Raw genomic sequence first — 26,852 nt, 5'->3', positions numbered from 1 at the left:
TGTCGGCCCGCACCAGCCGGCGACGGAGGCACTCTATCAAAACGTAATCTAAAATGCGAAGCATTCTTATTACGATTTATTGATTCAGATCAAAAACCCTCAGTGTCTGGCTTTCTGCGCGGCCAGTAACAGTTCCCCAGCGTACCGGTCTTTGCCGGGGCCGCACGCGCTGGCCCGCGTGTCGGCTCGCGGCGCACGGGAGCCGGCTGGCACGGGGAAGCCACCGCCTCGTCTTCGAGCCGCATGTTGAGCGCACCGCTTGCGCACGGCATCCACGTCCAGCACCTTCACTTTCACCACGTCTCCGGCCTTTACGACTTCGCGCGGGCTCGCGAACGAAGGATTACTGAGCGCCGAGATAGCCAGCCGTCCTGGTGGACCCCGATATCGACGAAAGCGCCAAAATTCCGCCACGTTGGTGACCACGCCCGAGCACCATGCCGCTGGCCAGGTCGGAGTTTCTCGACCCCGTCGCGAAAACTCGCGGTACGGAACCTGGGGCGCGGATCGCGACCGGCTTTCCAGTCGCGCAGGATATCGCGCAGCGTGAGTTCACCGGCCTGCGCGCTGAGGAACTGGCGCGCATCGAGTCCACGCACCCGCTCCGCATTGCCGACCAGTTCACGCACTGCGCAGTTCCGGGCGGCGGCGATTCGCTCCACGACAGCGTAGGACTCTGGATGCACCGCCGAGGCGTCGAGCGGGTTTCGCCACCCGCGATACGCAGGAAAAACCCGCGCATTGCTCGAAGGTCCTGGCGCCGAGAGGCACCCGCGCAACTGCTCACGGCTGCGAAAGGCACCGTGTTGATCGCGATGCGCCACGATCGCACCCGCCAGCGATTCGCTGATGCCGGACACGCGCCGCAGCAATGCCGTGGAGGCGCTGTTGAGCTCGACCCGACGCTGTTCACGCAATCCTCCACCACCGCATCGAGCCCGCGCGAGAGTCGCGCTGGTTCACATCGTGCTGGTACTGGCTCACGCCGATCGAGCGCGGCTCGATCTTGACCAGTTCCGCAAGCGGATCCTGCAGGCGGCGCGCGATCGAGATCGCACCGCGGATACTCACGTCCACGTGGAAACTTGCGGGCGGCGATTTCCGATGCCGAGGACACCGAGGCGCCGGCCTGCTCACTATCACCCGCACCAGCCCGAGATCGGGTTGCTGGCGCATCAATTCGGCCACGAGTTTCTCGGTCTCGCGCGAGGCAGTGCCGTTGTTGATGGCGATCAGTGCTGCGTGATGCCGCCTGGCGAGGTCCGTCAGCACCGCCTGCGCTTCGCGCCACTGATTGCGCGGTGCATGCGGATAGATCGTCCGGTGCTCGAGCAATTTTCCGTGCCATCGACCACCGCCACCTTCACCCCGGTGCGCAAACCGGATCGAGGCCAATGGTCGCCCGGTTGCCGGCCGGCGCCGCGAGCAACAGGTCGCGCAGATTGGCCGCGAACACGCGCGGATGGATTCTGCCTCGGCGGCCTCGCGCAGTTCAGCCAGCAGTTCACCGACCACGTGATCGACAACTTCACCCGCCAGGTCCAGCGCGCCACATCGCGCAGCCAGGCATCGGCGGCGCGGCCGCGATCGCTGATCCCGGCATGCGACGCAACCAGCAGCTCGCAGGGTGCGCGATCCCTTCGGCAACGGGGGAAGCTCCACGTCGATATTCAGAACGCCTTCTGTTGCGCCCGCGGAACATCGCCAGCGCACGGTGCGAGGGCACCTTGCAAAGGGTTCCGAATGCGAAATAATCCGCGAACTTCGCGCCCTCGGCTTCCTTCCCCGCCACGACGCGCGATTGCAGCAGGGCCTGATCGCGCAGCAGTACGCACCTCCCGAGGAGATCGGCATTCTCGGCAAAGCGCCCACCAGATCATGCGCGCCATCCAGCAACCGCTTTCACATCACCGAAGCCCGCCTCCTCGTCGAGATAGGCGAGCGCTTCCTGCGCCGGATCGCGCTGCGGCTCGCCGAGCAGCAGATCGGCCAGCGGTTCGATACCCGCCTCGCGCGCAATCTGGCCCCTTGGGCCGCCTGCTTGTACGGAAGATAGAGATCCTCCAGACGCGCCTTGGAATCCGCCTCGCGGATCTGTGCAGCCAAAGCATCACTCAGCTTGCCCTGTTCCTTGATGCTGCGCAGGATGGATTCACGACGCTCCTCGAGTTCGCGCAGGTAGGAGAGCCGCTGCTCGAGCGCCCGCAGCTGCACATCGTCGAGCCCGCCGGTGGCTTCCTTGCGATAGCGTGCGACGAAGGGCACCGTGGCGCCGCCATCGAGCAGTTGCACCGCGGCAGCGATCTGCGCGGCACCGGCGCCGAGTTCTGCCGCAATACGTTGTTCAATGGAAATCATCCGGGAGTCCTGTTCGCGAGGAGCGCGCATTATGCGGGCGCGGGTGCCGGATGTGCAGACTTGCGGGGAATGACGCGATTGGCTAGCGGGAGCGCCCTTTTACCGTGGCAGCGGCTCGACGCAAGGCGTGCTACGCGGCAGCGTCCAAATCGGCTTTCCTGCCGATTTGTCGAACTGGGAGTTCTGTGACGCACTCTCAGGTGCGCCATACGAAAAAGCCCAGCAGAAGCTGGGCTTTTTCGTATGGCGCACCCGGAGAGATTCGAACTCCCGACCACCTGGTTCGTAGCCAGGTACTCTATCCAACTGAGCTACGGGTGCGAAGGCCGCGTAATATATTGAGAGGGTGGGGCTTCGTCAACCGTAATAACGGTAACAATATTGCCATCGCTGGCCTGGCAGCCGGATATCGTCGTCGCCATGAAGAATTCCCTGAGGTCCGAGCCTTGAAAACACGCTCCTGCGCCGATCTGGGATCTTCCGACCCGGCTTTTTCACTGGAGCCTGCCGCCGTTGCTGGTCGCGTCCTGGGCAAGCGCCGAATTCGACCGGCTCGAAATCCACCAGTGGTGCGGTTACACGATGCTCACGCTGATCGCGTTCCGGATCGTGTGGGGCTTCATCGGCAGCACCCATTCGCGCTTCGCCAACTTCTGCGCGGACCACGGGCCGTCATCGATTACTGGCGCAACAAGCAACCTCACCCCGAGGGGCACAACCCGGCCGGCGGCTGGTCGGCCGTGGTGATGATGGCCCTGTTGCTGGCGCAGGGAGCCACCGGCCTGTTCAACGAGGACGATGAGGCTTTCAGTGGCCCGCTGGTACATACGGTCAGCAAGGGTCTTGCCGGTACGCTGGGCGCATGGCATGAGACCAACTTCTATATCCTGCTGGCGCTGATCGTGCTTCATGTGGGCACCGTGCTGCACTATCTGCGACGCGGGCAGAACCTGCTCGGACCGATGATCGATGGCGGCAAGTCGGGACAGGGCGCGCGGGTAACGGCAAGCTGGATCGCGCTGCTGATACTCGCGGCCTGTGCCGGGCTGCTGTGGTTCCTGCTCTCGCTGGCACCCAAGCCCGCAATCTTCATGTAGTCAGTCGTCTTTTTTCTTGTACTCGTCATGGCAGGACTTGCAGGTCTTGCCGGTTGCGGCGATCTGGTCGCCGATGGCCTTGCGGTCGGCGCCCGCTGCGGTATCGCCGAGCTTCGTGGCCTCCGTCTGCATCGCCTCCAGCTTTTTCTGGAAGTCCTCGAGATTCTCCCAGATCCCCGGCTTGGCCCTGGTCTCGCCCTGGTCGGATCCGGGCGGAAACCCGCGCAGGATATCCAGGCCCACCACGGCCTTCAGATCTTTACCGTAAGCGGCCATGCGCGCGTCATCCCAGGGAATCTCGCCCTTCAGCATCGCCACCATCGGTCCGAAATTTGCACCGACCAGCGTCATCAATGACTCCCGATACTCGATCGCGGGATGCTCTTCCGCCACGGCCAACGACGAGCAAAGACAGGCAGCGGCAAGCAGTGAAACGATTCGTGCAGTCATCATGAAGCCTCCGGTGGGGTAGTGTCCGGGAAGTGTACCGGGCGCATCGGGTGCTGGCTATCATGGGAATTAATGCCGCGATGCGAAACCCCCGCGGGCAGAGCCTGCTGCTAGAATTCGCGGCGCGTTCCGGGCTGCAGTCTGCCCGGTACATCCCTTCCGGATATGTGTGAACCTTCCTGTGGCCCGAGACTGTTGCCCGCCAGGGCAAGCCGCCGCAGGTGTCAATCAGGATTTTCAATGAATTTCTCTTCGCTCGGCCTCGCCGCCGATATCGTGCGCGCCGTCACTGAACACGGCTATACCCAACCCACCCCGATCCAGCTCTCCGCGATACCCGCGGTGCTCGAGGGTCGCGATCTGCTCGCCGGCGCGCAGACCGGCACTGGCAAGACCGCCGGTTTCGTACTGCCAATCCTGCACCAGCTGTGCCAGAAAATTGCCGCCGACGCCCCCGGGCAACGGCGCAAGGTACGCGTGCTGATACTCACTCCGACCCGCGAACTCGCGGCCCAGGTCGAGGAGAGCGTGCGTGTCTATGGCAAATACACCCCGGTGAAATCGACCGTTGTATTCGGCGGCGTCGGCATGCAGCCGCAGGTCACTCGCCTGGCACAGACCCTCGACGTGCTGGTCGCGACTCCCGGGACGCCTGCTCGATCACATCCAGCAGCGCACCTGCGTCTCGACACGGTGGAGACCCTGGTGCTCGACGAGGCCGACCGCATGCTCGACATGGGCTTCATCCACGACGTGAAACGCATCCTCGCCCTGTTGCCGAAGAAGCGCCAGAACCTGCTGTTCTCCGCGACCTTCTCCGACGATATCCGCGAGCTTGCCGATCGCCTGCTGGATCGGCCGGCGGAGGTCGAGGTGGCGCGGCGCAATGCCCCCGCCGAACTCGTGGAACAGTGCGTCTACCGGGTGCGCAAGGAAGCCAAGCGGCACCTGCTGGCACGCCTGATCAAGGCCGGCGACTGGCACCAGGTGCTGGTCTTCACGCGCACCAAGCACGGTGCCAACCGGCTTGCCGAACAGCTGTCGAAAGGCGGCATACCCTCGCTCGCGATCCACGGCAACAAGAGCCAGACGGCGCGCACACGCGCTGGCCGAGTTCAAGAGCAACCAGATCCAGGTGCTGGTGGCGACCGATATCGCCGCGCGCGGCATCGACATCAAGGAACTGCCGCACGTGGTGAACTACGACCTGCCCAACGTGCCGGAGGACTATGTACACCGCATCGGTCGTACCGGGCGCGCCAGCATGTCGGGCGAGGCGATCTCGCTGGTCGGCGACGACGAGACCGGAATGCTGGCGGGTATCGAACGGCTGATCAAACGCAAATTGCCGCGTATCGAATTATCCGCCGAGGATCAGGCCGCGCTCGACTCGGTGGTGCGCAGCGCCGGCCCCGATCTCGACCCGCGTCCCGAGCGCCCGCCACATCGCGGCGGTCGTGGCGCAGGTTCGGGGAATGCACGAATCGCGGAAGCAATCACTCCCGCAGTGGCAATGGCAATGGCGATGCCAACGGCAACCGCATGAGTTCACGCGGCACGCAGCAGCGTTTCCGCTGACAACGAAAGCGAGCCGACCTCAGCCGGAGGTCGGCTCGCAAACCGTGCAGTTCACGTCTCAGATATCGACTTGCAGTTGCACCCAGAATTTGCGGGTATCGACTGCGAATCCATCTTCGTTGTAGTCCGCATACTTGAGCAGGCCGGTGACGTACTGGCCGAACTTGCGTGACAGCGACAAATCGAGTTCGTCGCCAAAAGAGGCACCGCCGTCCTCGGCTTCGAAGTCATGCCACACTGCGCTGGCAGTCGCCCCCATCACCACGATCGATGCCACGGCATAACTGTCCTGGATACCACCGTCTGGCGTGCTCAGGAACATGTCGGCAAAACCCTGGAATGCGTGCAGGGTTGCGAGCGGTGTGCGAAACGCCTTGCCGGCGCTCCCCGCATTGCCTTCGAGCGCTTCCTGCCCCACCTTCAGGGTCACGGCGGCGGGCAACGCAAGGCCTGCTTCCACCGCATAATAATCGGCCTCGTAGGACACCGGATTATCGCCGTAGTCTTCCTGCCTGGCGTATTCGAGCGTGTACAGCAGGCTGGTCGTTTCGCCCAGCGCATGCTTGCCGGTGAAACGCGCCCCGTAAGTCTTGTTCGACTGCGCATCGGCGTCCTTGATATCCATCAGATAGTCATAGACCGTGATGGTGCCGAACGACAGGCCGCTGTAACTGGCATTGAGCAGGTGGATCGAGGAATCCCAGTCACCCAACCAGGCGGCCGTGGTGCCGTCATCGGGTCCGAAAACCCGATTCACGTTATCGATCCAGGCATAGTTCAGCGTGGTGTCCTTCAGGGATTTGTTCACCACCGGACCGCTGTCGTAGGTCTGCTCGTTCTGACGCCAGCCCACGCCGCCGACAAAGCGCTCGTTATCGAGCACGATGCGTTGACGTCCGCCCTTTACCACCGTGTCCGCGATGCCGGAATAGGCAATCCAGGCCTGGTTGAACTCGGTGCCATCGGGATCAGCAACCACCGAATAGCCGGTCTCGTTGTTGGAGGTCGAGTTGTAATCGTCGTCACCGATCTGTGACACATTGTCGACTTCGACCTGCGCCTGCCAGCCGCTGAACAGCGCGGACGTATAGTTCAGTCTCGATTTCAGCGTGGACGCTTGCGCGTCGTCGAGCGCGTTGTTCTGATCAACATCCTCGTAGCGATAGCGGAACTGGATCTTGACCTCTCCGCCCTTGAGTGCCCCGGCCAGCGAAGCCTCCTCCGCCTGCACGCTGGCGGCCATCGTGACAACGGCTGCCACGGCCATGCCAGACCATATCCTTTTTCCCATGGTTACAGCTTTCACAAATTTACTTTCCCCTGTTTGCGGTGAATTCATGCGTGCGCAAAATGCGGCCGTCCCTGGCCGCGCTTGCCTGGCGCAGATGCTCAGTAGATATCCTTGCGCGTGTTCATGACATTGAACTTGCCGGTCGGCGTGATCAGCCGCGGATCCTGATGACCGTCTTCAGTGTGCGCGTCTTGTCATCGACCACCACGATCGCCGAGGTCTGGTCCTTGCCGTTCCACACCGAGAACCAGACTTCATCGCCAGCGGCATTGAATTCCGGCTGCACCACGCGTGCCGGGCCCTCGCCCACATCGGCCCACTTGGCGATCGGCAGGCTCACGAACCCGGCGTCGAGGTTGTTGATGTCATACACGGCTACCGACTGGCTCAGCTTGGCATCCGGGTTGAGCGTCGTATCGACCCACAGATTGGTCGACTTGGGGTGAGTCTTCACGAACAGCGATCCACCACCGGGACCCTTGAGCTCACGCACGACTTTCCAGGCGTATTGCGCATGCTTTTTAGGATCGGTGCCGATCACGGTGACGTTCTCGTTGCCAAGCGCGCTGGTCACCCACACTGGCCCGAATTTCGGGTCGGTGAAGTTCGCGCCACGACCCGGGTGCGGGACTTTGGTCACATCGATCAGCGCCGTGGTCTTGCGCTCCTTCGAATCGATCACCGCGATCTTGTTGGACTGGTTGGCCGCCGTCATGAAGTAGCGATGGGTGGAATCCCAGCCGCCGTCATGCAGGAAGCGCGCGGCTTCCAGCGTGGTCACGCTGAGCGCGTCGATATTGCTGTAGTTGACCAGCAACACCTGCCCGGTTTCCTTCACGTTGACAATGAACTCCGGGTGCTGGTGCGAGGCGACGATCGCCGCCACGCGCGGCTCCGGATGATACTCCTGGGTATCGACCGTCATGCCGCGCGTGGACACGATCTTCTTCGGCTCCAGCGTCGGGCCATCCATCAGCACGTACTGTGGCGGCCAGTAGGCACCGGCGATCGCGATCTTGTCCTCGTAACCCTTGTACTTCGAGGTTTCCACGGAGCGCGCCTCGAGGCCGATCTTGATCTCGGCAACGGTCTGCGGCGGGTCCATATAGAGGTCGATCATGTCGATCTTGGCATCGCGGCCGATGGTGTAGACATAACGCCCCGAGTCGGACGAACGCGAGATATGCACCGCGTAACCGGTCTTGATGATGTTGATGATCTGCTTCGAGTCACCGTCGATCAGGGCAATTTCGCCGCTGTCACGCAGGGTGACGGCGAAGACGTTGTCAAGATTGTACTTGTTCATTTTTTGGCAGGGCGCTTGTCGACCGGTACCAGAACCTTCCAGCTCTCGCGCATCTCCTTCATGCCCCATTCGGGTGGGGTCGGCGGCTCGTTCTGCAGATAGCGCGCCATGATGTCGATGTCTTCGGCACTCAATTGGCCCGAGGTGCCCCAGTTCGGCATGCCGGCCGGCGTTCCCATGTTGATCATGATTTTCAGGTACTCGGTGCCGCGCGCGCGCGTGATATCCGGAGTCAGCGGCTTGCCGGTCGCTCCCTTGCGCAATACCCCGTGGCAACCCGCGCAGCGCTCGAAATAGATCTTGTTGGCACGCTCGAACTCGGCCTCCGTAACTGCCGGTGCGCCGGGCGTCGCCACCTGCTTCAGGTCCAGCGCTGGAATCGGCGCACCGCGATAGCGCACGTCCTCGCCGGTCGTACCCGGGTGATCGATCTTCTCCTGCGCCAGCACGCTACCAGCCAGGATCGCGGTGGCCCCAAGGCCGCACGCCAGGCTGAGAATGCTTTTCCTGTAGTTCTTCATCATCATCTGTCTCCTATCCCCTTTTTCGGGTTGCGTTACAAAAATCCATTGGCTCACGGCATCCCATCGACACCGATTGGCAGGGACAATTAGATCGACTTATCGCCCTGTCCTTATTGAGCTATATCAACCGACTAACAAAGACCTTACAACAGCAAGGATTTATCTCCTGATTACCTGAGCAAATACATCGGAAATTAGATGATCCAAATCAAATATGGCTATATCATGCGTCCCTAGAATACGCGCCGGCCGACCACCGGCAACACGATGTGCTGTGCCCGTTTGGGGCAAAACCAGGGAAAATCAACGATGAGCAACGATCAGGATTCGGACAAAAACATTCCGTTCATGCAGAGGGTCATCGACAACCCGTTCCTTCTGTTGTTTATAGGTATCACGATACCGACTCTGACCTACATCGTGTGGGGAATCATGGAACTGGTTTCGTTACCTGTGTCCCAGTAATACCCGGACATATCAAATGGACTCTTTGGAGAAGCAACAATGACCGCCATTTCCCCTCCCACCAGGAAAATCTGGTGGAAAGAACCCATAGAAAAAGCTGAACTGATCTGGATTGCCGTGGTGGTGATCTGGGGCATCATTTTGACCTTGATGATGCCGTTCTGGCATGTGTACGGCAAACAGAACCTCTCGAGCGAAGCCTACCGGACGACGCCGGCCATTTATATGGAGAAAGCCAAGGCCGTCGTTGATCAGTACACCGTTCGTACCGAGGGCGCCCGCAAGACGCCGGTGGTCAAGCCTCCCGTGGGAACCGATATCTATCTGGTGGGACGGCTTTGGGAATGGTGGCCGATATACGAGTTGCAGGTCGGGCAGACCTACCGTATGCACATCGCCTCCATGGACTGGCAGCATGGTTTTTCCCTGCAGCCGGCGAATCTCAATGTGCAGGTGCTGCCCGGTTACGACATGGTGCTGACCGTCACACCGAACAAGATCGGCGAGCATTCGATCATCTGCAACGAATACTGCGGAATCGGGCATCACACGATGCTCGGCAAGATTCACGTGGTGGAATGAGGGGAGCACCATGAAAAGCAACAACGAGTTTCGAATCTGTCCTGATACCGGCTTGAAGTTCCACCGCCCCGCCGAGGCGCTGATAAAGGCCAATGCCGTTGCCGGCGTGGTGTTCCTGCTGATCGGGGGGGTTCTCGGTATTGGTGTCGGCCTGACACGCTGGCCCGAAGTGCATCTGCTCCAAGCCAACATGTTCTATCAGGTGCTCACCGCACACGGTCTCAACGTGTTGATTTTCTGGATGATTTTCTTCGAGATGGCGGTTATACACTTCTGCTCCGCGGTCCTGCTCGGTTGCCGGATCGCGACCCCGCGGATCGGCTGGGTGGCGTTCGCGCTGATGGTGATCGGGGCGCTCCTCAACAACTATGCAGTGCTCTGGAAAGGCAACTCTAGCGTCATGATGACCTCCTATGTGCCGATACCCGCTGATACCATGTTCTACGTCGGGCTGATCCTGTTCGCGGTGGGCGCATTGATCCACTGCTTCATCTTTCTCGGTACCCTGGTTATCGCCAAGGGCGAGAAAACCTACGAGGGATCGGTGCCGCTGGTGACTTTCGGTGCGCTCACTGCCGTTATCATCGCGATCTTCACGATTGCCTCGGGCGCGATCATCCTGATACCCACATTGTTGTGGAACCTCGGGCTGGTCGCACATATCGATCCGGGTGTGTACCGCTTGATCTGGTGGGCCTTCGGCCATTCCTCGCAGCAGATCAACGTCGCCGCACACATCTCGGTGTGGTACATGATCGCTGCGGTCGTGTTCGGCGCCAAGCCGCTCTCGGAAAAAGTGAGCCGCTTCGCATTTTTTCTTTATATCGCGGTTCTGCAGGTCGCGAGCGCGCACCACCTGCTGGTCGATCCGGGCCTCAGTTCGGAGTGGAAGATCTTCAACACCAGCTATGCCATGTACCTCGCGGTAATGGCCAGCATGGTGCATGGACTGACGGTCCCCGGTGCGATCGAGGCCGCGCAACGCGCCCGCGGCTACAACTCGGGGCTGTTCGAGTGGTTGCGCAAGGCACCCTGGGGCAACCCGGTGTTCTCGGGCATGTTCATCTCGCTGGTCGGGTTCGGCGTGCTGGGCGGTATCACCGGCGTGGTAATGGGCGCGGAGCAGATCAACCTGCTGGTGCACAACACGGTGTACGTACCCGGGCACTTCCACGCGACCGTCGTCATCGGGACCACGCTGACTTTCATGGCAGTGACCTACTGGCTGGTGCCGGTTGTGTTTCGTCGCGACCTGATTCTGAAGAAAGTTGCGTCGTGGCAGCCTTATGTTTTCGGCCTCGGCATGGTCGGTGTGAGTATGTTCCTGATGGGTGCCGGCACGCTTGGAGTGCCCCGCAGGCACTGGGATATCCTGTTCACGAGCTCGGACGGCGGCTACGAGTTCTCGGCTGCCGCACTGACCATGATGAGCCTGAACGGAATGTCGGTAGTACTGGCAGGACTGGGCGGCGCGATGTTCATCATCGTGGTGGTTGGCTCGCTCCTGTTCGGGCGCAAGCTCGGTGAAAACGAGAAGCTCGGCGCAGCAGTGATCGCTACACCTCCGGCGGAAGAAAAGTACCACAACATCGGTATCGGCTCGATCACCGTTCCCGGCACGCTGGTACTGGTGGCTGCTTTCTTTGCCGCCTTCGTACTTTACTACTTCATCAACTGGAAATTCCTGGGTGAAACCTGGGGTCTTAGTTGACAGAAGGCTTGTTGCCGGGGGGACCATCGCGGTTCCCCCCGGCTGGTTTTTCGATTCTGTTGAATTCTCGTGATATGCATCTATTCCGTTCCACTCATCGTCCGCTCATGCGGCGTTGCGGCAAGGCGCACGAGCATTGCCACTCACAACGCCGCATGAGCGCGCGTGGTCGACGCCTGCTGACGACGGTACTGACGGCCATGCTGCTGCTGGCGGTTCAACCGGCGCTGCGTGCACAGCATGCAGCCTCCGCCCCGCACGGCGCGGATTCCGACCACAACGCCGCGTTCGATCGTGACACCGCGCTGGCCATAAGCCAGGCGGCGATCGGCCGCAAGGTCGGGAATTATTCATTTTATGATACCGCGGGCAGACAGCGGGCGCTGGCCGAATACACCGGCAAACCGCTGATCGTCAGCCTGATCTATACCAGTTGCTACCACATCTGCCCGACCACCACCCAGCACATCGCTGCCGTGGTGCGCAAGGCGCGCAAGGTGCTCGGCGAAGACAGCTTCCGGGTCATCACCGTCGGCTTCGACACCGCTCACGATACCGCCGATGCCATGCGCGAGTTCGAACGCGAGCAACAGATTGGCGAGAGCAACTGGGATTTTCTTGCCACCGATGCGGCGACGGCGGAAAAGCTGGCGGCCGATCTCGGATTCCAGTACGTGGCCACCGGTGCCGGCTTCGATCACCTGCTGCAGACTTCGTTGCTCGATGGGGAAGGCGTGGTGCGCCGCCAGATCTATGGCATGGATTTCGACACCCCGGTGATGGTAGATCCGCTCAAGCGGCTGGTCTTCGGCGAGAAGCTGAAGGAGTCGTTTTTCGAACGCATGGGCAACAAGTTCCGTTTGTTCTGCACGGTCTACGACCCCGCCTCCGACAGCTATCGCTTCAACTATTCGATCCTGGCCGGACTCGCGATGGGCGTGGTGCTCGGCGTATTCTTCATTTACCTGCTATTGCGGGAGTGGCTCTACAGCCGTCGTGCGCGCATCAGCAAAGTCTGAACCCTGGAAATCAGCGTGATTCGTATTCTGCAAACTGGCGGCCGGTGGGTCTTCGTGCGTATCGAGGCTGCGTTTACCGCGGTATTCGGCGAGCACTGGAATCCGTGGTTTCAGCTCGGTGCGCTGTCGTTCTATTTCTTCTGGGTGATAGTGGCCACCGGGATCTACCTGTTCGTGTTCTTCAACACGAGCATCATCGGCGCCTTCGAGTCGGTCGAGCGATTGAGCAATGTCCAATGGTACTTCGGTGGCGTGATGCGCAGCCTGCACCGCTACGCCTCGGACGCGATGGCGATCACCGTGACCCTGCACCTTGTACGTGAGTTCGCGCTGGGCCGGTTTCGGGGTGCGCAGTGGTTCTCGTGGGTAAGCGGGGTGCCGCTGCTGTGGCTGCTGTTTGCATCGGCAATCGGAGGCTACTGGCTGGTGTGGGACCAGTTTGCACAGTACATCGCAATACTTTCCACCGAGTGGCTGGAACGACTGCCCAATATCAGCGACTCACTGGCCCGCACCTTCCTGACGAACGCCACCCTGAGCGACCGCCTGTTCTCGCTGATGGTGTTCATGCACATCGCGATCCCGCTGTTTCTGCTGATCGGCATGTTCATCCACATCAAACGCCTGAAGCAGGCTCGCACCGATCCGGCGCGCGGCCTCGCGATCGGCACCATGCTGTCACTGTTGCTGCTCTCGATGATCAAGCCCGCGAGCAGCATGGGCCCTGCGGATCTGTCGCTAACCGTGACCGAGGTGAACCTCGACTGGATATACATGAATGTCTATCCGCTGCTCGATACCTGGGGACCGAACATGGTGTGGCTGCTCCTCGGCACGCTCACCGCGCTGCTGGTTTTGATGCCGTGGATTTCACCCGAGAAGAAGCGGCTCGCCCAGGTTGCGGTGGTGAACCCCGACAACTGCAATGGCTGTACCTGGTGTTTCCAGGACTGTCCGTACGACGCGATCACCATGGTGCCGCATTCGTTCAGGAAAGGCATGCGCCAGGCGCAGGTCAACCCCGACATGTGCACGGCATGCGGGATCTGCGCCGGTGCATGCCCGTCCGCGACTCCGTTCCGTCATGTCGAGGAACTCGTTTCCGGCATCGAGATACCCGGCTATCCGATCGAACGCCTGCGCACGGAGGCGATGGCCAAGGTTGCCACGCTCACGGGTGAAACACGGGTGATTGTGTTCGGCTGCGATCATGCCTTGCCGATCGAATCGATCGAGCGCGCCGGGGTCGTGGCGCTGTCGCTGCCCTGTATCGGCCTGCTGCCGCCGTCATTCGTCGATTTCCTTGCGCGCAACGAGAACGTCGATGGCGTGTTGGTGAGCGGTTGCAGCACGGACGACTGCCGCTACCGCCTGGGCTCACAATGGACCGAGCAACGGTTTGCCGGTGAACGCATGCCGCACCTGCGTACATCGGCTGGCAAGGACAAGGTGACAATCTGCTGGGCGAGCCCACTGCAGTACTCGAAACTCGAGCAGGAGCTCGATCGTTTCCGCGAGCAACTGAGCGAGGCGCAGATCGCAGTGGAGACCACAACTGAATCGGTGGCTACCCATGAGTGAGCGTCTGCGCTGGTTGGGCCAGGCTGCCGCCTATGCGCTGTTCATCGCGTTCGTGGGCTATTTCTCCAATTCGCCCTCGTATCGGCATCTGCCGGAGGGTATGTCCACCATCAAGCTGAGTGTGCGGCACTCGGGAAAATTACTCGGTGAATGCCACACCCTCGATGCCGATGAACTTGCCAACTTGCCGGCGACGATGCGCGCGGCGCAAAGTTGCCCGCGCGAGCGCTCGCCACTGCTGCTGGAACTCGAAGTCAACGGCAAGCTGGTTTTGAGCCGCAGCATGGAGCCGCGCGGCCTGCATGACGACGGGATGGCGTCGATGTACCAGCGCCTCACCATTCCCGCAGGTGATATCGATGTGAAAATCCGGCTCAAGGATCACATCGGGCAGGAAGATTTCCCGTATCGGGCCGAGCGGCACATACATCTGGCTCCGGCACAGGTGCTGGTGATCGATTTCGATTCCCAGAAATCGGAATTCGTGTTCATGTGAGGCGGCGCTCAGAGAACCGTCTCGATAGAGGCGAACTGTTGCAGCAACTCGAAACTGAGCAGAGCCAGGCACAGGATGATGACGAAGTAGATGACGTTGCGGTAGGGCAATGGGCTGCCATGCAAGCGCTCGATGGTGCGCAGCACCCAATCGGCGAAAAAATACAGCGCGATCCCGACCAGGGTGAAAAGTAGTATCTGCATGGACGCCTCCTCCGAATTCGACATTAGCGATGATGCGGTTGACACACGCTGGCGCACTGGCGCCAGCCCGGGCAAGGATAACGCATGCGACAAGGCGGGAATGCAGATATCGGGAGGCGCTGGCTGGCGCGACTGACGCTGTCGATCCTGCTGGCAACACTTGGCATCAACCTGCTGAGCGCCTATATCCGTCATGTCGAGGCCGGGCTCGGCTGTGACGACTGGCCGGCATGCTATGCGCGGATCGGGGTCCACATCAGCGAACACAGCAAGCGGGTTGCACACGCCGCGCTGGCTCCGCAACCATTCGCCAAGCAGGCCCATCGCGGCGTCGCGACGGCGCTGGTGGTGATGGTATTGCTGCTGGTGCATCGTAGCCGCCGCCAACTGAGCGCAACGCAAGCGCAACTGCCACTGGCCATGGCCGGACTGCTGCTAGCGCTGGCGGTGATTGGGCCGGCAAGTTACCTCAAGACCCGCCCGGCCATCGCCACCGCCAATCTGCTCGGCGGGGTAGCACTTGCCGCGCTTGGCTGGCGCCTGTACCTGTCGCTGGGCAACACCGCTCGCGTGAACGTGGCACCCTGGCCGCGCAAGCTGGTGCGTGCCAGCCTGGTGCTGCTGCTCGTACAGCTGGCGCTGGGCGCCTGGCTGAGCGCAAATTTCGCCGGTCTCGGTTGCACCACGACAGATGGCTGCATGCCGGGACGCGGCATCGGCGATGCATTCTGGTATTTGCGCGAACTCGCGCTCGATGACAATGGCAGGGTCATCGCAGACCAGGGTACGGCAGCCATCCTGATCGCGCATCGCATCGGTGCCGCGCTTGCCGTGCCGCTGCTCCTGTTGACCGCGGTGATGGCCGCCCGTGCCAGCGTGAGGTTGCGTCGCAACGCATTGCTGGTGCTGGCGTTGGTATCGCTGCAGGCGATGCTCGGCCTGTGCGCGCTCGCCTTCTCGCTTCCGCTTGCCGTTGTACTGGCGCACAGCACCGTGGCGGCGCTGTTGCTGCTGGCCATGCTGCGACTGGATTACCTCACCGCCGGAGCCGCATCGACATGAATCGCGCACTGGTCGTTTTGCTGGTCTCGATGGTATTGCTCGCGGCAGTCTTGATACTGCAATTTGTGCGGCCGGGGCTCATGTCCGCCGAGCGGCTACCGGTGATCGACTCGCTGGGCGGCGATTTCACCCTGCCAGGCACTCTTGGTCATGACACCGCGCTGGCGGATTTTCGCGGACGGCTGGTGTTGCTGAATTTCGGCTTCGCCAGCTGCCCCGATGTGTGCCCGACGGTGCTTGCGCGCATGCGTGCCGCACTCGATGGTCTCGGCGCCAAAGCCGGCGAGGTACAGCCGCTGTTCGTGACCATCGACCCCGGCCGCGACAGCCTCGAGATACTCGGCCCCTATGTGCGCCACTTTCACCCGGCGATGATCGCACTGCGTGGCACCGAGCAGCAGACACGCACGGTTGCAACGCTGTTCAAGGTCTATTTCGAGCGGGAGACGCTGCCACCACCGCTCGATTACGGGTTCGCGCACAGCGACCAGATCTACCTGATCGATCGCGTGGGCCGCGTGCGCGCGACCTTCGCCAGCAACGCGAGCACCGAGACCATGCTCGACGCCATCACCCGGTTGCTCGACGAATGAGCAGTCATCGAGGAATCCCTGTTGTGAACCAGGCCGAGCGCAGCCCTCCCGGACACGAAGCACAGGCCGCGCGTTTCACGCTCGGCTGGATCTGGCTGGGCGTATACGCCCTGGTCGCGGCCGGGCTTCTTGCCCTGCTGCTCGCGCTGTCGCGCACCCCGATCATCCAGGACCTGGTGCCCGGCAAGGAATTCTTCCGGGTCGCGCTGGTGGCTCACGTCGATCTCACGGTGCTGGTGTGGTTCGTCGCGGGCGCGGGGATCCTGTGGAGCATGCATGGCGCGGCGCGTTACCCGAGGTGGAGCCTCACCGCGTTCGTCAGCGCCGTGTCGGGCACCGTGATGATCAGCGTCGCGCCATTCATCGGCACACCGCAACCGCTGATGAACAATTATGTGCCGGTGCTGCAACACCCCTGGTTCTACGCCGGACTGATCGCCGTCGCCACCGGACTGGTGATACAGGCATGCGTTTGCCTGCGTGCCAACGGCCTGCGCCTGCGCGGCGACGACAACGACGCGGTGCTGCGCTTCGCGCTGGTGATGGCGGCTCTCGCGGCGCTGGTCGCGGTGGCCAGCGTCGCGCTGAGCCTTGCGCGCCTGCCGGCGAGCGTCAGCGGCGAGTTCTACTTCGAACTGCTGTTCTGGGGCGGTGGTCATGTGCTGCAATTCATGCACACGGTATTGATGCTGGTCGCGTTCGTGATGCTGTCGAGCGCCACCGGATCGTCGCTGCCGGGCAACCCACGACTGCATACGGCACTGTTTGCGCTGGTGGTCGCACCGCTGCTCGCGGTACCGCTGCTGTACCGCTTCCCGATCGAGTCGCGCGAACATATCCTCGGCTTCACCACGCTGATGCGCTATGGCGGCATGGCTTCCGTTCCGCTGCTGCTGCTGGTAATCGCGGGCCTCGGCCGACGCGTGACGTTGTCGGCCAGCGAGCGGCCGCTGCGCGCGGCGCTGATCTGTTCGCTCAGCCTGTTTGCGGGCGGCGGCGTCATGGGCTTCATGATCCGTGGATCCAATACCGTGATTCCCGCGCACTACCACGGATCGATCGTCGGTGTGACGCTCGCTTACATGGGAGTGGTCTACCTGCTGCTGCCGCGTCTCGGGCACCCGCTCACCATGCCGCGCACGGCCTTTTGGCAACCCTACGTCTATGGTATCGGACAGGTCATGCACGTGACCGCGCTGGCCTGGACCGGCGGGCACGGCGTGCAACGCAAGACCGCGGGTTCCGCCCAGGGGCTCGACAGCATCCAGGAGATCGTCGGCATGGGCCTGATGGGGTTGGGTGGCCTGATCGCGGTGATCGGTGGCCTGATGTTCCTGGTGGTGGTGATCGCGGCATTGCGCGCGCGCGTTGCGCAGCCCGTGTCAGGATTTTCTATTCCACCTGCACCGCACTGATCTGCGCCGCGCGGGTTTCGCGTTTCTCGCGGCGCTTGCGCTTCTCCACCAGCGGCGGGCAACGGTGCTCGTCGTGATAGATGACCTGGCATTCGAGGCAATAGTGGCATTCGTTCTCGATGATCTCGCCGGTCGGGCGAATCGCACTGATCTGGCACTGTGCGGCGCAGGTCTGGCAGGGGTTGCCACATTCGCGCCGTCGGCGCAGCCAGTCGAAGATACGAAAGCGCGTGAAGAAACTCAGCGCTGCGCCCAGCGGACACAGGTATTTGCAGTAAAACTTGCTGTTTACCGCCGATACCGCCAGCAGCGCGAGCGCATAAACGACGAAACTCCAGTCGCGCACGAAATGCAGGGCGAACACCGTCTTGAACGGCTCGACCTCGGCCATGGTTGCGGCGTGCGCCATCGAATCCAGAGACAGCCCGAACAGCCCGATCAGGATCAGGTACTTGATCGCCCACAACCTCTCGTGGACCATCGCCGGAAACTCGTGGCGCGGCACTCCGAAATGTCTGGCAATCGTATGAATGAGTTCCTGCAGCGCACCGAACGGGCACAGCCAGCCGCAATAGACGCCGCGTCCCCACAGGACGATCGTTACCGCGACAAAACTCCACAGCATGAAGGTTACCGGCTCGATCAGCAGGGTCTCCCAGGAAAATCCCCCCGCCATCACGCGTCCGAACGCCAGCATGTTGACAATCGATAGCTGGCCCATGCTGTAAAAGCCGATAAAAAATACCGTGAACAGCATGTAGCCGTTGCGCAGTCGCGTGAACAGTCGGGGGCGCACCACCAGCCAGTCCTGGAATACCAGCATCGTGACCAGCAACGCCAGCGCGGTGCCAAGGATGAACAGACGTCCCTCGCGCTCCTCCCAAAGCTGCAGCCAATAGGGTTCCCGATCCGGTTTGACGAGGTGCGCGGGTGCTGGTTTTCCGGGCGCGGAACCGAGGTTCGCACCTGGCAGCGGTACACCACGCGCCAGCGGCAGCCCGAGCGCGCTCGCCACATCCTCGGCGGCAGCCATGATGCTCTGATTGATGACCATCGTGGTGATGGTTGCCCCGGTGATCGCGTCGATACCCCGATACCCGGCGCGGGCACCCGCACCCACACGTACCTTCTCGCTGGCGCTGATGCCCGCGTACTGCGCGATGAAGTGCTGCAGATCGCTGTCGGACACGCCGATAACCAGAATGGGCTCCTCGTGTGCGACGATCCGTGCCCCGACGATGCGACCCTCGGCATCGATACCCACCAGCGCCGATATCGGCTTGCCCGAATAGGCAGGAATCGGGTGCAACTCGTCGTTCAGGAAGATCCAGCCCAGAACGTCGTCGCCCGCAAACACCGTTCGTGCGGGCACCGCCGCAAGCGTGGTGCCGAGACTGTCAGCTGCGGGAAAAATCGCTCGCGTACCGGCAAGGTCGAGCTGCTCCAGGCGCTCGCCCGCAACAGCAGCACCCGCGACCAATAACAGCACTGTAAATGCGAACCGCAACAAGCACCCGCGCACCAAATCCATCCGGTTGATTTTCATCGGGGTAAAATAGCAAAACCGCACACTTTGCACCATATTGCTGGCATTGCCAATTCGATACACGGATGATGTGCATCATGAAATCGTATCTATGGCTGCTCACAGGCTTGCTGGGCACAGGGTCTGGAGCGCACGCCGCCACCGATCTGGTGAACGAACGCCTTCCGGCCACCACGCTCGAGCGCGAGCAGCACTGGAACGTGGATTGCGTCGCCATCGGCGGCGAAATCCTCGGCTGGCTCGATTCCAGGCAGCAGAAGTGTGGTGCGGCACCCTATGCCACTCGTATCGATCGCGCCCTCTACCAGCTGGATTTGTGCGGTGCAATCCATAATGTTCCCGGCGAGCCGCGGAGTTGCCCGGATTACAATGCCGCAGCGAGGCTGCTGCGTGCCTGGAGCGCAGCAGCTTGTGCGCCCGGCGAGGACAACCGGGAATCGATAAGGAAACAATTGCAATGTACCGACTGATGAAGCGCAGCATCTGCGCCTTGCCCGCACTGCTGGCTGCGCTGCCTGCCCTCGCGACCGACTGTGCACCCGACAGTGCCTGCCCCGGCTCGCTGCTCGAGGAAGTGGTGGTCACCGGACGCCGCGCGCCACAGATCGTGATGGATTCGAGCGCCAGCATCAGCGTGATCACCGAAACGCAACTCGCACGCTCCACGGCCTCCGGCCTGGCCGACGTGATGCGCGACGTGCCTGGCGTGCAGGTCACCGATGCGGGCCAGCCGGGACTCAAGCGGATCCGTATCCGCGGTGAGGAATCGCGCCGTACCGCGATCCTGATCGATGGCCAGGAAATCACCGACCACTGGGAGGTCGGGACACCGCTCAGCCTGCACCCCTCGATGGTCGAGCGCATCGAGGTGATGCGCGGCTCGGGCTCTGTACTTTACGGTCCCAGAGCGCTCAGCGGGGTGGTGAACTTCATTACCCGCAAGGGCGGCAACAAGCCGCTGCAACTCGAACTGAGCAGCGGATTCGATTCGGCAACCGGCGGCGAGGAGTGGTTCGGCTCCGCATTCGGCAATCTCGACGGGCTGGAATACCGTGTGGCGGGCAGCAACAGCGATCATGGCAAGCGCGATACGCCGCAGGGAAAAATTCCCGACACCGCCTTCGACAACCAGAGCCTCTACGCCTGGGTCGGACATGATTTCGGCGCACACCGCCTCGAACTCGGCTACGACAACTACGAATCCGCTACCGAGGTATTTGTCGCGGACAACGTGAAAACCGCATTTCCGCTGATCGATTTCGCGGTCGATGTACCCCGGCGCGACCGCGAGAAGCTCGCGCTTTTTTACGAATGGAGCGATGTGGCTCCGTTCCTGCCCTCGATCAAGGCCAATATTCACCAGCAGCGCAACGACCGGAAATTCGACACCTTCAGCTCGACGCTGCTTCCCGGGCCGAAGCCGCTACTGAGCGACCGCGATATTTTCAGCGATGCCGATCTCGAGGTGCGCGACGGCGTGTTGCAGGCAGACTGGATTCCCTGGAGCGGGCATTACCTGGTGAGCGGCATCCAGTACACCGATGAATATGTCAACCAGGAGCGTCGCGTCGAAAGTTTCGTCAACGGCATCCCGATGGCACCCGAGAACATCCACGACGAGGCGAGCATCGAGACCGTCGCACTGTTCGCACAGGACGACTGGCAGATCGGCGAGCACACCACGCTCGACGCCGGCGCGCGGCAGTACCATGTCGAAGGCGCGCTCGAACAGAGCAGCCGCCCGGGGCTACAGGTCGACAGTCGCCATGATTCGGAGCTGATCGCCAGTCTCGGCATCACCCATGCGATCAGTGAGGACGTGGTGCTGCGTGCCAGTGCCGCGCAGGGTTATGTCTATCCCTCGCTGCTGCAGTTTGCGATCGGCGCCTACGCCGGATCGCGTTATGTGAACCCGAACCCCGAACTCGAACCCGAGACCTCGGACTCGATCGAGAGCGGGGTGCGACTACGCCTCGATGGCTGGATCCTCGACGCGGGCCTGTTCTACACCGAATCCAGCAACTACATCGACCACGTGTTCTGCACACCTGGCGATGGCTGCCTTTCGAGCCGTGACAAGATCTATGTGAATGTCGGGGAATCCACCGCCGAAGGCCTGGAGTTCTACACCACGCGCGAGACCGGCACCTGGCGACCGTACCTGAGCCTGACCTGGATGAATCGCAGCAACCGTTACGAGAATTTCGTGACCGACGATTCCGGTACGCCCTCTCTTTCCGGTACGCTGGGCCTGCTCCACGAGCGGCGCATCAGTGACCGGGTCGACGGCTGGATCGACTTCGCGCTGCGTGGCGAGAGTGATTCGCGTCGCGAGGAGCCCTCGAGCACCGGGACCCCGACTATCGAGAAAGATGACAGCTGGATCACCCTGAACCTCTCCGGTGGCGCGAGCTTCGGCCGCGAGCGGCGCGTGAGCCTGGTGGTGGAACTCGAGAACCTCGGCGATGAAACCTATTCGACTTCGGCGGAAAATCTCTACGCGCCTGGCCGCAGCATCGCGGCAAGGCTGAATCTCGCCCTGGAGTAATACGGATGACGGCGTTGTTCAACCTTGGGTTTCGACCTTTTTTTCTCGGCGCCACGTGGTTTGCGGTGGTCTCGATGGCCCTGTGGATGGCGGTATACCGCTTTCATTATCCATTGGCGCTGGACGGCATCAGTGCCAGCCAATGGCATGCCCACGAGATGCTCTATGGATATGCGATCGCGGTGATCGCCGGCTTCCTGCTCACTTCCATCCGTAACTGGACCGGCCTCGCGACCCTGACCGGATTGCCGCTGGCGCTCGCCTTTGGTCTGTGGCTCGCGGCCCGGCTGATGATGCTGCTGGGCACCGATGCCCTCGTGCTCGCCGCCTGCGCCGACCTGCTGTTCATGCTGGTACTGATTGTGGCCTGCGCGGTGCCGATATTGCGTGTCCGGCAATGGAGGCAGATGGCAATTCTGTCAAAGCTGCTGATGCTCGGAATCGGCAACGCATTGTTCTACGCCGGCGCCCTCGGCCTGCACGAGGACGGGCTGCGCTGGAGCCTCTATGGGGGGCTTTATCTGGTGATCGCGCTGATCCTCACCATGGCGCGACGAGTGATTCCATCCTTCACCGAGCGTGGCATCGAACCGCCGGTACAGCTGCGCAATTCACGGTTTCTCGATTTTTCCAGCCTGATCCTGCTGCTGGTGTTCTGGATTGCGGAAGTTTTTCTGCAGCAGCATGCGGTGGCAGCGGCCTGCAGCGCGGCGATGTTCGTGGTAAATGCAATCCGGCTGGCGTTCTGGTACCGGCCCGGTATCTGGAAAAAGCCGCTGTTGTGGAGCCTGTTCACCGCCTTCGCGCTGATCGACGCCGGTTTCCTGCTGTTCGCGCTGAGTGCGGTTCTGCCCATCGCGGTGACGCTCGCGGTGCATGCGTTCGCGGTCGGCGGCATCGCGCTGATCACGCTCGCGATGATGGCGCGCGTCGCTCTCGGTCATACCGGACGCAGCGTGCATCAGGCACCCGCCGTCATCATCCTGCCGATGACGCTGTTGTTGCTGGCGTTCATGACGCGGGTGGTGGGGCCACTGGTGGCTCCGCTGCACCATGGCGTATGGGTGATGCTGTCCCAGGTCTGCTGGATTAGCGCGTTCACGGTATTCGGTGTGGCATGGTTCCCCATCCTCACCCGCCCACGCATCGACGGTGCGCCGGGCTGACCCGGGCGCTCAGGACAGGAGCAGGTTGCCGAACACCGCCAGGATCGCGAGCGGGCATACGAAGCGGATATAGAACGGCCAGATCTTCCAGAACAGGCTGTTGGCCGCATCGGGCCAACCTTCACGAATCTCGGCCAGCAGGCTGTCACGATGCCAGATCCAGCCCGCGAACACGCAGAACATCAAGCCCAGCAGTGGCTCGCTGTAGCGCGTGCTGAGCGCTATCGTGAACCCGAACAGCGCGTCGAAGTTCAGCACGATCACCGCACTCGATAGCGTAATCACGGCCGCGATGGCCCAGGTTGCGCGTTTGCGCGGCAGTTCATGGTTCTCCACGGCGTAGGCCACCGGCACCTCGAGCATGGAGATCGTCGAAGTCAGCGCCGCGATGCTCATCAGGACAAAAAATGCCGTCGAGACGAATATGCCCATCGTCCCCATGGTATCGAACAGCGCCGGCAATACCGTGAACACCAGCGTGTCTTCGGAAATCAGCCGGCCCGCCGCATCGTAGATCGGCACCCCGTTGTGCTCGGCCACGTACATCGCCGGAATGATCAGCAGGCCGGCGGTGACCGCTACCCCGATATCGATCAGCGTGGTCGCGAGACCGAGCAGCGGGAGATTCTCGCTCCTGCTCACATAGGAGCCATAGATCAAAATGGTGCCCACACCGAGCGACAGCGAGAAAAACGACTGCCCGAGCGCACTGACGATCAGCTTGAGATCCACTGCCCGGCTGAAATCGGGGATCAGGTAGGCCTTCAACCCGGCCGTGGCCCCGTCCAGCGTCAGCACCCAGGCGATCAGCAACAGGAGGATCAGCAGCAACGAGGGCATCAACCGCGCCGACCACTTCTCGATACCATCCTTGACTCCGGCGCTGATGATCCAGGCCGTAAGCATCATGAACGCGGCGCTGAACACGAGGTTGCGCGCGATGCCAAACCCGACAAGCCAGGTGGCCAGGGCATCGTAGCCCGCGAGTTCGGCGAGTGACGCCAGGCCATACCCGAGCGTCCAGCCCGCAACGATACTGTAGAAGCTCAATATCAGGCTTGCCGTCACGATACCCGCGTACCCGGTCAGCGATCCTAGCGCCCGGCTGACCGGACCGCGCGCGATCAGCTGCAGTGCCGCCACCGCATTGGCCTTGGCGTGGCGTCCGATGATCAGCTCCGCAACAAACGCCGGATACGCCAGACAGAATGCCAGCACCAGGTAGACCAGCAGGTACGCAGCACCGCCATTGTTTGCAGTCTGGGTGGGGAATCCCCAGATATTGCCCAGGCCCACCGTCGATCCGCTAGCCGCCAGGATGAACCCCATGCGCGAACTGAATTCACCCCGTCCTGCCATGTTCTTTTTTCCGCCCGCAAACGTCTGCTCAGATCCAGCGTCGCACCCGCGCACAATAGGCCGTATAGCTCGCACCGAACAGCCGGTGCAATGCGGCCTCTTCGGGCAGGATCTGGAAGCGCGTGACATACCATACGTAGAGCGGCAGCGCAGGCAGGCCCCAGGGACTGCCGAGGTAGATGGCCCAGGCCGTGATCGTGCACAGCAAGCCCACGTACATCGGGTTGCGGCTGAGACGATAGATGCCGCCCGCGACCAGTTGTGTGGCCTTGCCCGGATTGCGCGGATCGACCGTGGTACGCGCGGCACGAAACGCCAGCATGCCACTCACGCTGACGCCGATACCCAGACACACCAGCACCAGGGCCAGCAGACCCTGCACCGCTGTCTGGACCCGCCCCACGGGCAGCGCATGATCGATACCCCACATCAAGGCGCACAATACCAGGGCCACCAGCGGTGGCGGCAGCTTGAGTTCCATCTGATCACTCCTCCGCGGATTCAGCGCGCATTGTGCATGGGCAATGCCGCGGTCGCCAGCGCAAGCGGGGGCAACGGCACTGTCAAACACCAGGCGCGGACGCCGGGTGTCCGCTCGCACTCGCGGACACTATCCACCACTGGTGGACCGGATCAAAGCCCGCCATCGGCAAACTGAAATATTGCCCTTGACCTCGCGCAGATATTCGCTACCATGCCGCCGCAATGACCCCTTGGTACTCATCCATTCCCATCCCTTCGCGGCTGGTTGCCCTCGTTTTTGCTGCAATTTTTGCGGCAACTTCCGCGCGTGGCGCGGATTTCAACGGCGACGGCATGGAAGACCTGCTGTTTCGCGATCGCACCCACAATGACCACCGGCTGCGGCTGGTGATCAATTCGGCCGATCGCAGCACCCGGCAGCTCGGAATCGTTCTCGGCAAATCGTCCGGACCCGATCGCGGCTTCGACGTGCGCAGCGCCGATTTCAACGGCGATGGGCGCAGCGACATCCTCACCCGTGACCTGGTATCGGGCATCACGCGCATACGCCTGATGAACGGCGTAAAAACGCTGGCGGCCGGCCGGCTTGCCGAACTGCCGGAAAACCCGGCCGTGGTCCTGATCACCGCCGCGGATTTCAACGGCGACGGGCGCGCCGACCTGCTGTATCGCCATCGTGACACCGGCGTCTGGTCGGTATTCACGCTCGATGGTCTGAGCGTCGACCGGGCCGCGTCGGGCGCCACCAGAGCCGGTGCCTGGGAACAGTCGCGCTGGGTGAGTTCGGCGGACTTCAACGGCGATGGGCGCGCCGACCTGCTGGTGCGCAATTCGCAGACCCTGAAATGGATGCTGTACCTGATGGATGGCAAGAACGTGCGCAAGAGCACGCGGCTGGTCGGCGCCCCCGTTTCCCCTGTGTGGCAGTTGCAGGCCGTTGCCGACATGAACCGCGATGGACGCGCCGACCTGCTGCTGCGTCATCGCGATAACGGAGCCTGGCGTAGCCTGTTCCTGGACGGCGGCCGGGTGCTGGAATCCTCCGGCAATATCGCGATCAACCGCAACCCCGCGTATCAGCTGCAGCTGCTGACCGACCTGAATGCCGACGGGTTTCCCGATGCCCTGCTACGCCGCCCGGACTCCGGCCGCTGGCAGGTTCAGTACCTGATGAACCTGGCGCGACTCGAAGGTTCGGGCTCGCCGTCGCTAGCCAATAGCCCGAAGATGCGCATAGCCGATGTGGCCGACCAGGATGGTGACGGCTACCCGGAGATCCTGACCACCAACGGCAGCAAGTGGACGAGCTACGATGTGCGCAACCTGAACGCGCCGATCGCCACGGCACTCAAGATCGGTTCGCCGAGTCAGTTCCCGGTGGTCTGCGATCCGCCGAATTATTATCAGTTCGGTACACCAGCCAAGCCCGCCTCCGCCAGCAACCGCTCCGCGTTCCTGACCTGGATCACGCCGGTGACGCGCGAGAACGGCGAGGCACTCTGCGCGCACGAGTTGGCCGGCTACCACATCTACTACAAGGGCAGCTCGCCGAAGACGTCCTTCGCGGCCCACATTGCGGACGGGCAAGCCGATTCCTGGTTGCTCGACCATCTGCAACCCAACCGGTATTCGTTCCGGATCCTGTCCTACGATTACCAGGGCTTCTTCAGCAAATCCTCGTCCACGCTGTTCAAGAGCATCTACTGAGACAGGCCCTCAGCGGACGCGCGGAGCCATCAGCAGTGTAGCGTCCGGCGCCACGAAGATTTGCGCGACCAGCGGCTCGATCAACGCCAGATCGCGATCGAACTTGCAGCGGTCGCCCTGCCAGAAGCAGGGCACGACTTCAACCGTCGCCCCCTGCGGAGCCCGCCACATACGCTGTAGCGCGAATTCCGCGACCCACTCGCAGTTGCTGACACGGTAGCGCTCGGTATCGCCTATACGATAACCGCCCGCGGCTCGCATATGCTCCACCGAGATATCGATGCCGGCGATCGAATAGAAGTCCATCTGCAT

The 26,852-nt window shown here is 62.0% G+C and carries 20 protein-coding genes, 1 tRNA gene and 3 pseudogenes; 14 read left to right on the top strand and 10 right to left on the bottom strand.

From position 1 onward, the window contains the following. Nucleotides 1-89: 89 nt before the first annotated feature. Both IPF49_15355 and IPF49_15350 read right to left on the bottom strand, forming a co-directional pair. Nucleotides 90-2,388, bottom strand: a pseudogene (locus tag IPF49_15355) (RNA-binding transcriptional accessory protein). Between the two features lie 214 nt (nt 2,389-2,602). After that, nucleotides 2,603-2,679 (bottom strand) — tRNA-Arg (locus IPF49_15350). Between the two features lie 290 nt (nt 2,680-2,969). Between IPF49_15350 and IPF49_15345 the strand changes: the two genes are divergently transcribed. Further along, on the top strand, nt 2,970-3,455 hold the full coding sequence (locus IPF49_15345; protein MBK6288979.1) for a cytochrome b/b6 domain-containing protein: 486 nt from the start codon (nt 2,970-2,972) through the stop codon (nt 3,453-3,455). Here IPF49_15345 and IPF49_15340 read toward each other — a convergent pair whose 3' ends face one another. After that, nucleotides 3,456-3,908: a cytochrome c gene (locus IPF49_15340; protein ID MBK6288978.1), complete on the bottom strand. Its 453-nt coding sequence runs from the start codon at nt 3,906-3,908 to the stop codon at nt 3,456-3,458. It lies immediately after the preceding gene. 237 nt (nt 3,909-4,145) lie between these two features. Between IPF49_15340 and IPF49_15335 the strand changes: the two are divergent. After that, nucleotides 4,146-5,451 (top strand): annotated as a pseudogene (locus IPF49_15335) (DEAD/DEAH box helicase). Nucleotides 5,452-5,541: 90 nt separating this feature from the next. Here IPF49_15335 and IPF49_15330 read toward each other — a convergent pair. Both IPF49_15330 and IPF49_15325 read right to left on the bottom strand, forming a co-directional pair. Beyond that, nucleotides 5,542-6,750, bottom strand: a complete 1,209-nt coding sequence (locus IPF49_15330) for an alginate export family protein (protein ID MBK6288977.1) — start codon at nt 6,748-6,750, stop codon at nt 5,542-5,544. Between the two features lie 122 nt (nt 6,751-6,872). Further along, nucleotides 6,873-8,601, bottom strand: a pseudogene (locus IPF49_15325) (c-type cytochrome). Nucleotides 8,602-9,108: 507 nt separating this feature from the next. Between IPF49_15325 and IPF49_15320 the strand changes: the two are divergent. The 5 genes from IPF49_15320 to IPF49_15300 all read left to right on the top strand — a co-directional run bounded on the left by IPF49_15320 (nt 9,109) and on the right by IPF49_15300 (nt 14,458). Continuing rightward, the gene (locus IPF49_15320; protein ID MBK6288976.1) at nt 9,109-9,651 is read left to right on the top strand and encodes a cytochrome C oxidase subunit II; all 543 of its coding nucleotides are present in this window, start codon (nt 9,109-9,111) and stop codon (nt 9,649-9,651) included. A 10-nt stretch (nt 9,652-9,661) separates the two neighbouring features. Next, nucleotides 9,662-11,362 (top strand): cbb3-type cytochrome c oxidase subunit I, encoded by a 1,701-nt coding sequence (locus IPF49_15315; GenBank protein ID MBK6288975.1) that lies wholly within the window; start codon nt 9,662-9,664, stop codon nt 11,360-11,362. A gap of 155 nt (nt 11,363-11,517) precedes the next feature. Further along, entirely contained in the window at nt 11,518-12,381 is an 864-nt protein-coding gene (locus IPF49_15310) for an SCO family protein (protein MBK6288974.1), read from the top strand. Nucleotides 12,382-12,396: 15 nt separating this feature from the next. Next, complete coding sequence (locus IPF49_15305; GenBank protein MBK6288973.1) at nt 12,397-13,962, top strand: cytochrome b N-terminal domain-containing protein; 1,566 nt, start codon at nt 12,397-12,399, stop codon at nt 13,960-13,962. Further along, complete coding sequence (locus IPF49_15300; GenBank protein MBK6288972.1) at nt 13,955-14,458, top strand: hypothetical protein; 504 nt, start codon at nt 13,955-13,957, stop codon at nt 14,456-14,458. The genes IPF49_15305 and IPF49_15300 overlap by 8 nt, the downstream gene beginning before the upstream one ends. 8 nt (nt 14,459-14,466) lie before the next feature. Here the strand turns inward: IPF49_15300 and IPF49_15295 are convergent, their stop codons facing one another. After that, entirely contained in the window at nt 14,467-14,661 is a 195-nt protein-coding gene (locus IPF49_15295) for a hypothetical protein (protein ID MBK6288971.1), read from the bottom strand. 84 nt (nt 14,662-14,745) lie between these two features. Here IPF49_15295 and IPF49_15290 point away from each other — a divergent pair, with 84 nt between their 5' ends. From IPF49_15290 to IPF49_15280, 3 genes are read left to right on the top strand one after another with little or no spacing between them, the layout of a single operon-like run. Then, complete coding sequence (locus IPF49_15290) at nt 14,746-15,723, top strand: COX15/CtaA family protein (protein ID MBK6288970.1); 978 nt, start codon at nt 14,746-14,748, stop codon at nt 15,721-15,723. Continuing rightward, nucleotides 15,720-16,316: an SCO family protein gene (locus IPF49_15285; GenBank protein MBK6288969.1), complete on the top strand. Its 597-nt coding sequence runs from the start codon at nt 15,720-15,722 to the stop codon at nt 16,314-16,316. Before IPF49_15290 ends, IPF49_15285 begins: the two co-directional genes overlap by 4 nt. After that, complete coding sequence (locus tag IPF49_15280) at nt 16,313-17,731, top strand: cbb3-type cytochrome c oxidase subunit I (GenBank protein ID MBK6288968.1); 1,419 nt, start codon at nt 16,313-16,315, stop codon at nt 17,729-17,731. Before IPF49_15285 ends, IPF49_15280 begins: the two co-directional genes overlap by 4 nt. Here the strand turns inward: IPF49_15280 and IPF49_15275 are convergent. Beyond that, the gene (locus IPF49_15275; protein MBK6288967.1) at nt 17,709-19,262 is read right to left on the bottom strand and encodes a 4Fe-4S binding protein; all 1,554 of its coding nucleotides are present in this window, start codon (nt 19,260-19,262) and stop codon (nt 17,709-17,711) included. The genes IPF49_15280 and IPF49_15275 overlap by 23 nt on opposite strands. A 92-nt stretch (nt 19,263-19,354) precedes the next feature. On the opposite strand from IPF49_15275, the gene IPF49_15270 reads away from it, so the two are divergent. Genes IPF49_15270 through IPF49_15260 form a run of 3 tightly spaced genes read left to right on the top strand, consistent with a single transcriptional unit; the run spans nt 19,355 to nt 22,991 of the window. Further along, nucleotides 19,355-19,747, top strand: coding sequence for a hypothetical protein (locus tag IPF49_15270; GenBank protein MBK6288966.1), 393 nt, complete (start codon nt 19,355-19,357; stop codon nt 19,745-19,747). Further along, nucleotides 19,735-21,825 carry a TonB-dependent receptor gene (locus IPF49_15265; GenBank protein ID MBK6288965.1) on the top strand — a complete coding sequence of 697 codons (2,091 nt, stop codon included), beginning with the start codon at nt 19,735-19,737 and terminating at the stop codon, nt 21,823-21,825. Before IPF49_15270 ends, IPF49_15265 begins: the two co-directional genes overlap by 13 nt. Nucleotides 21,826-21,830: 5 nt before the next feature. Next, nucleotides 21,831-22,991, top strand: a complete 1,161-nt coding sequence (locus IPF49_15260) for an NnrS family protein (protein ID MBK6288964.1) — start codon at nt 21,831-21,833, stop codon at nt 22,989-22,991. A gap of 9 nt (nt 22,992-23,000) precedes the next feature. Here the strand turns inward: IPF49_15260 and IPF49_15255 are convergent, their stop codons facing one another. Both IPF49_15255 and IPF49_15250 read right to left on the bottom strand, forming a co-directional pair. Beyond that, on the bottom strand, nt 23,001-24,350 hold the full coding sequence (locus IPF49_15255; protein MBK6288963.1) for a sodium-dependent transporter: 1,350 nt from the start codon (nt 24,348-24,350) through the stop codon (nt 23,001-23,003). Nucleotides 24,351-24,378: 28 nt separating this feature from the next. Then, nucleotides 24,379-24,831, bottom strand: a complete 453-nt coding sequence (locus IPF49_15250; GenBank protein ID MBK6288962.1) for an isoprenylcysteine carboxylmethyltransferase family protein — start codon at nt 24,829-24,831, stop codon at nt 24,379-24,381. Nucleotides 24,832-25,166: 335 nt separating this feature from the next. On the opposite strand from IPF49_15250, the gene IPF49_15245 reads away from it, so the two are divergent. Beyond that, nucleotides 25,167-26,540 carry a VCBS repeat-containing protein gene (locus tag IPF49_15245; GenBank protein MBK6288961.1) on the top strand — a complete coding sequence of 458 codons (1,374 nt, stop codon included), beginning with the start codon at nt 25,167-25,169 and terminating at the stop codon, nt 26,538-26,540. Between the two features lie 9 nt (nt 26,541-26,549). Here IPF49_15245 and IPF49_15240 read toward each other — a convergent pair whose 3' ends face one another. Next, a complete protein-coding gene (locus IPF49_15240) occupies nt 26,550-26,846 on the bottom strand; it encodes a hypothetical protein (GenBank protein ID MBK6288960.1) in 297 nt (98 codons plus the stop codon). Between the last annotated feature and the right edge of the window lie 6 nt (nt 26,847-26,852).

The sequence above is a fragment of the Gammaproteobacteria bacterium genome, assembly GCA_016705365.1.
Lineage (GTDB): Bacteria > Pseudomonadota > Gammaproteobacteria > Pseudomonadales > UBA5518 > UBA5518.
Note: the sequence above shows the minus strand (reverse complement) of the source record. Positions and strands in the feature narration are given on the sequence as shown.